Raw genomic sequence first — 7,426 nt, forward strand, 5'->3', positions numbered from 1 at the left:
TATCAGCGCCTGTTGTGACGAATGAAAGATTACTGGACTCAAGAGTATGAGCGATGCTGTCTGTTTCTGCGTATCCAGTTATTCTGCTCATAACGCCACCATCAAGATCACAAGCAGCAACACAAAAAAGGCAGCTATAACAGCGAATACGCGGCCCATACTTTTGTCATCGTGCCGATTGAGTTCGTGCAGCTCTTTGCCGCCTATGCTGGATTGACCGTGTTTCATGCCTCACCTCTCACCATAAAAACCTCACCCATGAATTCAACTGGTACATGTGATTCAAGCCAGTTCAAAACTCGCTGCTCTACCTCGTGCCTGACAAATTCACCGGATAGAATTCGATGCACTGTGGGTTGTGATACGCCTGCATGGAAAGCAATTTGTGTCTGGGTTAGGCCGTTGCGTTGTGCTGTGTGGATTAAGGATTGGGTGTTCATCGCTCATCCCCTCGCGCAATAGCTTCAGCATCCGTGTACGTGCTTTTGTACCGCTTGCTCAGCTTTGCCACGTTGCCATTGATAACATCCTGACGACTAACGCCGAGCGCGTTTCTCAGTGCCGCGAGGTAGAACTCGCAATCTCCCATTTCTTCAATCAGTTTGTGATTGTCCAGCGGTTTATTGTTGAACGCATGTTTTTTGACAAGATCCAAGCATTCGCCAGACTCGCCGGATAATCCAACAACCGCGTGAAGTAGATCGACTTTACTGGTGGTCAGCTCATCGTGAATAGTCTCAGCAGGTTTGAGTTTTTCGGCTACGAAATCTGCGTATGTGTTCATGCGGCGTCCTGTGTGTTGAGTTGATCGAGAAAATCACTGCCCATCTCGGCAGGCATAAGCACTGACGGTTTGTAATCGCGTGATAGGCGCTTTGCCAGTCCATAGGCTGCCGCTTGCCCTGTGTATGACAAATCTGCGTCGGCTGCTATGTAGATTGTTTGCACGTCCTCCATTTCTCTGAACTTCGGCGGCTCGAATCTCTCTAGTCCGCCTGATGATATGCAGGCCCATGGGCACAAGTCTGGGTAGAGCAACTTCATGGCAAGGGCTGTTTCTATTCCTTCAGCGACGCACAGGATTTGCCCAGGCTGAAGTGTTTGAAGTCTTACAGCGCCGCCGTAGTATTTGTGTGGCGATTGCATGACCTTTCGCGCTGGCTTCCTGTCGATCTTTTTGCCTTCCGGCGTCAGGTAGGTGACGTGAACAGTCAACGAGCTGCCGTCAGGACCGACTACCAAAGCCAGCATTGCCGGATGCTTCCCGCAGTCAACAGGCTTGTCACCTCTTGCCGAATCCCAGTAAGTCATTGCAGGGTGACAGCGCACATTTTCAACATCGGAAAACTTGATGCCTTTCAGTCCGCGATTGAGCAGATATCGGTGCGACGGACAGCCTTTCGATAGTGGGTATGCGCCACACCATGCCGCGTTTAGTTTTTCCTTGAGCTTGCCGGGGTCCGCTAGTTTTGGCGGTCGTGCTTCTGTAGCTCCAAGTATCGACTCGATATCAGTTGCAACTGTCTTGAAATCCTTTCCTGTGAATTCCATCAAGAACTTGATGCCGTCGCCAGATCCGCACTGACTGCAAATGTAAGCACCCGTTCCTAAGTGATCTGTCCAGCGGAATCGGTCGGTCCCGCCTTCGCACAGTGGGCACGGCTGGTGCTTCTTGTTCAATAGATTTTCTGGAACACCCAGCGCCACAAGGATTGACTCCCACCGGTGCTGACATAGTTCGCCAAGATTGCTCATGCTCGCGCCTCCTGCTTTGCGGCCTGTCGTTTGAATCTTGCGTTTTTGTTGGTTATGAACTTTTCAACATCACGCGAAACCGACCGCGCCGGAACCCAGTCAAGGCCCTTCGGCTGTATCTCGAACATATCCCGGTAAGTGTGGAACACCCATCCCTTTTTTCTACCGTGGTCCTCGCAGATCCTGACAAGCTCGCTGTATATCTGCTGCTTAACCTCTTTGGTCGCTTTGCTTCCTGCATTCCACGGCTTCTCCATCTGCTTTGCCAACTTCAAAGGAACAAGCTCGCCGTCAATGTTGGTTATCTCGTGCTGTGGTTCAGGCGCAAATTTGCACTTTGGGCACTTGTGAACCCCAGCAGGACGCAAAAACGTACAAGCAGGACAAGGCGTAGGAAGTCGCTCTTTGCGCTCTTTTTTCTTGTCGCTGCTCGTCTTTGTGCCATCACACAACGTGAAGTCCGTCCGGTCCTCTGGAAACCCCAGCCGAAGCAAACTACCACCATGATCCAGCACAACACACTCGGCTTTGCCCTCGGCAGTTCTCAAACCTCTGCCGACCATCTGCCATAGCAGCATTTCTGATTTCGTCGGCTTTGCCAGAACAATGCATCCAATATCCGGCACGTCAAAACCTTTTGTTGCGATAGCGACGTTGCACAGTATCTGCGTTTCGCCTTTCCTGAATCGCTCAATAACTTCAAAACGCTCAGCCTGTCGCTGGGCGGCGTCTGCCGATGTCGGGTATCCGTCCACATGCTCGCAACTGTATCCAGCGTCAATGAACATTCTGGATAAAGCCTTGCTGTGAGCAACGTTGCAGGCGAAAACAATCGTCTTCAATCCTTCAGCGTGTTTTTTCCATGTGTCGAGAATTGACCCGACAAGGTTCTGATTAGACATAACCTCAGCAGCACCACCAGCGTTGTAATCCTCGCCGGACATGGCCACCCCTGACATATCAGGAACGTCCGGCCCATAAGCTGTGTAATCCGACAAATAGCCCTGATCTATCAGCTCTCGCATCGGAATCATTTCGACAACATCGGTGTAGAACTTGCCCAGCCCTTTCGTAAACGGCGTTGCTGATAGTCCAATAAACGGCGAGTTAGGGTATATCTCTGCAAGAGCATCACGCGCCTTGTAAACCACATGACACTCATCCACCATGATCAAGCCCACCGGATACCGCTCAAAGTTTGCCCGTTGCTTTTTAAGTCTGGCTGAGATTGTCTGGGGCGTACAAACCTGGACCATGCAACTTTCATCCGTGCGGTAGTGATCACCCTGCATCACACCAACATCCAAACCCCACTTGTCGAATGTTGCAACGGCCTGCTCGACAAGCTCCAGCGTGTCCGCAAGAAACAACACCCTGTTTCCCTTGCCAACGGATGAAATTATGATGCTCGCAGCGGTAACTGTTTTCCCTGCCCCGGTGGACGCTTGAACTAAAACCCTACGGTGACCTGCCTTCATGGATTGACGTACGCCATTAACTGCACTTTCTTGGTAAGGGCGTAGTTTGGGCTTGCCTGTAACTTGATTCGTCTGAGACCACTCGACCTCAGAACGCTTCATGATCTCAAGCGTATCGGCGTCTGGCTTGTATCCGGCGCTCATCGGCCACCTCCCGACTTCATGCAGTCAATCGGCGTCACCGTTCCTGTAGGTCCGTCATCGGATAGATGCCGATTCTTGCGGGAGTCTTGGTCTTTCTCTTTCTCTTGTTCTTGTTCTTTGTTTATTTTTTCTGGGAAAACATAGTTATTATCATGGTTAAAACTATGTTCTTGATGCTGAATACCACTCTCTTTTGGCTTCTCAATCGATACTCTGAAAGCGGTTTCAAATGAGTTCTTGGTCGTCTTTTTCGTCTTGCTTTCCATGTCTGCGTCACGACTTCTGCAATGCGACTGAAGCACATGAAACGCTCGTTCCTTTATCAAACAACTAGGCAGTTTTCGCCAGTCGCTAGCCCAGCCCATGACATTGAGCGGTGAACGTGGCGCGTTGTATTTGATGGCTTTGGGCAACCACAATAACGGCGCATCTGAATCAAACTGGACCATGCCAGCAGCTACAAGTGCGGCCATGTTTTCGTCTAACTCATCCGGCGTCCACTTGATTTGTTCGCATATACCGTAACGGCCTACAGAAACCAATCCCGGCAATACGCCTAACAGCGGACCTGTCAATATCCACAATGACAGCGTGTGCGGACTAGTCGGCAGCTTGCCCCATGATCGAACAATAGGGTCTTGCCAGTACCCAGGCGATACAGGTCTGTACTGGCCGCTCATACCGCCAACTCCGTCAAATTCCCGCCCACTGGTTTAATGGCTAGTTGCTCTGATGATCCATTTGCTATAAGGTCTGCATCTACTACATTCATATCGCTATCTCGTTTCTTGAAAGGTTTCGGGTTAGTGAGTAAGACAGGTCGGGCTGTTAGCGCAGCTCGGCCTTTTTTGTGAGTCACTCTTCTTCGTCTGGATCGCAGTAATCCAGCGGGTTGTGACCAGAGATAGTTCCATGACCCATGATTTCTTCAAACTTGGCAATGAAATCCTGGTCTTCTGTTTTCACGGTGAAGTGAGAGCGCTCAATCTCCACAACAACTTCTGAGTGCTTTCCGCAAACCTCGCCGAAATAAACCTCACTGCCTATGAGCGATTCGATATCACTGGCTTCGGCGATAAATAGGCCGTCAAGGTTGTAGCCTCGACCAACATCCCAGTTAAATTCGTATATTGCTTTTGACATAGTTATTTCTCAATCACGCCGATATCCGGCAATTCGTAAATCGGAATAAAAAACTCGCACACGCCGTTAACAGGCATGAAACGCGAGAACACTTGATGCTCATGCGGTAAATCCGTCCAGCGCTTGCATACGTCGCGTTTACTGCATGTTGAGTTAATGCAGCGTGATTCGTCGGCGGCTAGTCTCATGAGGCTTTACGGGCCTGATAAGGCCGGAAAACATGCAAGGGGCACCCAGTACTAGGACAATCCCTAATCGTCGCTTTCCAGTCTGAGTCGTACTGTTTTTGCAATATGCTCACCTCAGAAGTAGGGCCACCAGCGCATTGAGCGCACATAGCTTTAATGGCAATACTGCGGCTGCTGGGTTTTGCGGCTAGTTGCTGGAATGGATATTGGTTGCTCACGCCACAGCCTCCACATCAATAAGCTGATACCCGGCACGTCTAAGCAAGTCTCTTCTTTCCTGTGCGTCACGCTCCCGAATAGTCGGAAAGCTGCCACCGTTGTTCAGCGCGTAAACAGCTATGCGCTCGGCTTTGTCAGAAGCTCGAAGCTGCTTTGTTACTGATTTGTGCTTGAGCTGTTTTCGTGAGTGGTTGAGTCTTCGGCGCATATTTGCCGCATACTGGGCGTCACTGATCATTTGGTTGTCATCCCAATCAATGCAGTATTTGTTTGGGTCGCGTGTTTGTCTGCGTTTCATCCTGCTTTCCTCAGTTGTTCAATATCCGCCTCAACCTCTTTAACAAATCGAATCGGTATCATTGGATAATGGTCAGTGCTCATTCGTTTCGGGCATCTAATACCGGCATCAGAGCTGTAGTCTGCGTATTGGGATTGGGTGGATTCAACGCCTAAGAAGCGGCAGCACCAGCGTTTGACGGTGCAGGGTTTTGTTGGGCGGCATAGGGTTTTCATGAGGCTTTGCTCTCACGACGAATTACCGCAAACCGACTAAACAATTTGCAGTCGCTGTTAAACATATGCAGCAACGGGCCTGAAAACGTCACACTGTCTTTGCGGTTTGCTCTGGCGCATAGGTGGCTACGTGGACAGTCTTTGCCCGTGCAAGCTGACTGGTGCCGGTAGATTTTACTTCTTGGCTTGAGGTTGTTTCGACGCTGGGTCGATGGTGCGTTGTTTGCGTGTTGGGTCATGCCTGTCTCACATCCGACAACTTCGGTAGTCCAAGTAGAATCCCACGGTTGTAAATCTGTGCAGAATCCTTGTGCGGTAACGACACTGATTTGTAGTCAGGCCATGCGGCTTTAATTTGCTGGTCCTGCTCTCGGGTAAAGGTTGCGTAACCGTCGCCAGCTAGCATTTCTGATTCACGACGTTTGCGGTTTCTGGCGTTGTAGGCTTCAACATCCGTCAACTTTGCTTCACCAGAAAATTGACGGCCAGACCTTTTATTGTTCTCGACTCTTCGTCTTTGAATCTCTTTATCACTTAGTCTTAAGCCCAGCCCAACACAAGCTCGATTTTTAACTTGGCTTTTCGCAAACCCTTCGATTGCCGGAAGCTCTGGCCATGCATCACGAATCAACTGATCTTGCTCTTCGGTAAACTTTGATTTGCGCACGCCGCGATCTAAAGCGCCTTCTGGCAACTCAACCACCATCCGGCTAGGCTCAAAAAGAAACGGCTTGCCAGCGCCAGTAACAAGCCAATTCAGGTTAAGCCCTTCATAGAATTCTGCGAGTTTTGCCAGCGTTTTAAAAGCTGGCTGTTTTGTCTTTTCTAAAGCCTTGGCCTGGGATAGCTTGTTGCCCTTGACGCCTCCAAACCACACATAGGCAAACTGCTCAATACTCAGGCCGTGGTATTCGCGCAGGTAGATGAATCGGGATTGGATGGTGTTCATGCGGCTTTGCCTCGTTTCACAGCGATAGTTCGGTCAAATTCCTTTATTTCGAAATAACGAAAGCCGTCGCCTGAGCTGATCAGATAAACCTGCCGCTTATCCCTAATCATTTGCCAGACAGCGCCTTTGGTGATGCCCATCGCCTTGGCTGTTCCTTCAATTGTGTGGCGACTAACTTCGTCCTGAAGCGTGATGTCGTACTCAAGTGTCTTTTTCATACTGATGGATAGTAGATAGTTTTACTATCCTGTGCAACTGTAAAATAGGTTATTTTCTAACAGGGAGGTGTGTGCGGCTAGAATTACTACTCTTTATTCATGAGTTAGTTTGAATGCCACACACTGTAAAGATGTCGCCAGAGAACATTGCAGAGTACAGAAACGTCAGAGAGCTTTTCGAGAACGAGAAACGCAGATCGGGCATGACTCACGCCACGTTAGGCAAAATGATCGGGAAGTCGCCCAAAACAGTCTCGGCCATAGTAAACGCCAGGATGCGAGTTACCATTGATATGGGAAGAAAGCTAGCTAGGGTTTTCGGGGTGCCTTTAGTCCAAATATTGCCTTGGACCGCCAACCTTACTGCTGATGGCGACTATGCCGACATCATTGACGATCTTCAGGATTTAGATGAAGAGAATCAGAAAATTGTTCGCCGGATGATTCGCAACCTGCTTGATTCGCAAGACAATATCTGATCAAGCTTCTGATTTTTTCTCTGCCCGACTCATCAAGTAGAGCAACCTCGCTGGCAATTTCTTTAATGCTAGGTTCTTGAGTGTCCTGGTCTGCGTTCACGGTTTCCCCTAGCGAATTTGCACGAAGGCGTCAATTTACTACCTCCTCACAAAAGTAGCAACCGCGTTATTTTTTTCTGAAAAGGATAGTTTTACTAGTTGACTTGGTAGGATAGTTGCACTATCCTTTGTTTCATCGTTATTAAACCCGAACGGAGCAACACCATGTCCCACGCCCAAATCGAAAACCACCAAGTCCTAGACATTTCCACGAACTACATCCCGCGCACTGTCCTGACGC

Annotated in this window: 15 protein-coding genes; 1 reads left to right on the plus strand and 14 read right to left on the minus strand. The window is 49.5% G+C overall.

The window, feature by feature from the left end:
• Positions 1 to 87: 87 nt before the first annotated feature.
• The 14 genes from Q0688_RS12045 to Q0688_RS12110 form a co-directional block, all read right to left on the minus strand.
• Positions 88 to 228: a hypothetical protein gene (locus tag Q0688_RS12045; RefSeq protein WP_299076694.1), complete on the minus strand. Its 141-nt coding sequence runs from the start codon at positions 226 to 228 to the stop codon at positions 88 to 90.
• Complete coding sequence (locus tag Q0688_RS12050) at positions 225 to 440, minus strand: helix-turn-helix transcriptional regulator (protein WP_299076697.1); 216 nt, start codon at positions 438 to 440, stop codon at positions 225 to 227. The genes Q0688_RS12045 and Q0688_RS12050 overlap by 4 nt, the downstream gene beginning before the upstream one ends.
• Positions 437 to 784 (minus strand): nucleoside triphosphate pyrophosphohydrolase family protein, encoded by a 348-nt coding sequence (locus tag Q0688_RS12055; protein WP_299076699.1) that lies wholly within the window; start codon positions 782 to 784, stop codon positions 437 to 439. Before Q0688_RS12055 ends, Q0688_RS12050 begins: the two co-directional genes overlap by 4 nt.
• Positions 781 to 1,755 carry a primase-helicase zinc-binding domain-containing protein gene (locus Q0688_RS12060; RefSeq protein WP_299076701.1) on the minus strand — a complete coding sequence of 325 codons (975 nt, stop codon included), beginning with the start codon at positions 1,753 to 1,755 and terminating at the stop codon, positions 781 to 783. Before Q0688_RS12060 ends, Q0688_RS12055 begins: the two co-directional genes overlap by 4 nt.
• A complete protein-coding gene (locus Q0688_RS12065; protein WP_299076703.1) occupies positions 1,752 to 3,377 on the minus strand; it encodes a DEAD/DEAH box helicase in 1,626 nt (541 codons plus the stop codon). The genes Q0688_RS12060 and Q0688_RS12065 overlap by 4 nt, the downstream gene beginning before the upstream one ends.
• Entirely contained in the window at positions 3,374 to 4,057 is a 684-nt protein-coding gene (locus Q0688_RS12070; RefSeq protein ID WP_299076705.1) for a hypothetical protein, read from the minus strand. The genes Q0688_RS12065 and Q0688_RS12070 overlap by 4 nt, the downstream gene beginning before the upstream one ends.
• Positions 4,054 to 4,236 carry a hypothetical protein gene (locus Q0688_RS12075; protein ID WP_299076708.1) on the minus strand — a complete coding sequence of 61 codons (183 nt, stop codon included), beginning with the start codon at positions 4,234 to 4,236 and terminating at the stop codon, positions 4,054 to 4,056. Before Q0688_RS12075 ends, Q0688_RS12070 begins: the two co-directional genes overlap by 4 nt.
• The gene (locus tag Q0688_RS12080) at positions 4,233 to 4,520 is read right to left on the minus strand and encodes a hypothetical protein (RefSeq protein ID WP_299076711.1); all 288 of its coding nucleotides are present in this window, start codon (positions 4,518 to 4,520) and stop codon (positions 4,233 to 4,235) included. Before Q0688_RS12080 ends, Q0688_RS12075 begins: the two co-directional genes overlap by 4 nt.
• 184 nt (positions 4,521 to 4,704) lie before the next feature.
• Complete coding sequence (locus Q0688_RS12085; RefSeq protein ID WP_299076714.1) at positions 4,705 to 4,926, minus strand: hypothetical protein; 222 nt, start codon at positions 4,924 to 4,926, stop codon at positions 4,705 to 4,707.
• Positions 4,923 to 5,225 (minus strand): hypothetical protein, encoded by a 303-nt coding sequence (locus Q0688_RS12090; RefSeq protein ID WP_299076717.1) that lies wholly within the window; start codon positions 5,223 to 5,225, stop codon positions 4,923 to 4,925. Before Q0688_RS12090 ends, Q0688_RS12085 begins: the two co-directional genes overlap by 4 nt.
• The gene (locus Q0688_RS12095) at positions 5,222 to 5,440 is read right to left on the minus strand and encodes a hypothetical protein (RefSeq protein ID WP_299076720.1); all 219 of its coding nucleotides are present in this window, start codon (positions 5,438 to 5,440) and stop codon (positions 5,222 to 5,224) included. The genes Q0688_RS12090 and Q0688_RS12095 overlap by 4 nt, the downstream gene beginning before the upstream one ends.
• Complete coding sequence (locus Q0688_RS12100; RefSeq protein ID WP_299076723.1) at positions 5,437 to 5,679, minus strand: hypothetical protein; 243 nt, start codon at positions 5,677 to 5,679, stop codon at positions 5,437 to 5,439. The genes Q0688_RS12095 and Q0688_RS12100 overlap by 4 nt, the downstream gene beginning before the upstream one ends.
• A complete protein-coding gene (locus Q0688_RS12105; RefSeq protein ID WP_299076726.1) occupies positions 5,676 to 6,389 on the minus strand; it encodes a hypothetical protein in 714 nt (237 codons plus the stop codon). The genes Q0688_RS12100 and Q0688_RS12105 overlap by 4 nt, the downstream gene beginning before the upstream one ends.
• Entirely contained in the window at positions 6,386 to 6,607 is a 222-nt protein-coding gene (locus Q0688_RS12110) for a hypothetical protein (RefSeq protein ID WP_299076729.1), read from the minus strand. The genes Q0688_RS12105 and Q0688_RS12110 overlap by 4 nt, the downstream gene beginning before the upstream one ends.
• A gap of 113 nt (positions 6,608 to 6,720) precedes the next feature.
• Between Q0688_RS12110 and Q0688_RS12115 the strand changes: the two genes are divergently transcribed.
• On the plus strand, positions 6,721 to 7,086 hold the full coding sequence (locus Q0688_RS12115) for a helix-turn-helix transcriptional regulator (protein ID WP_299076731.1): 366 nt from the start codon (positions 6,721 to 6,723) through the stop codon (positions 7,084 to 7,086).
• Positions 7,087 to 7,426: the final 340 nt, after the last annotated feature.

The sequence above is a fragment of the uncultured Paraglaciecola sp. genome (genome assembly GCF_937123705.1).
Classification (GTDB): Bacteria; Pseudomonadota; Gammaproteobacteria; order Enterobacterales; family Alteromonadaceae; genus Paraglaciecola.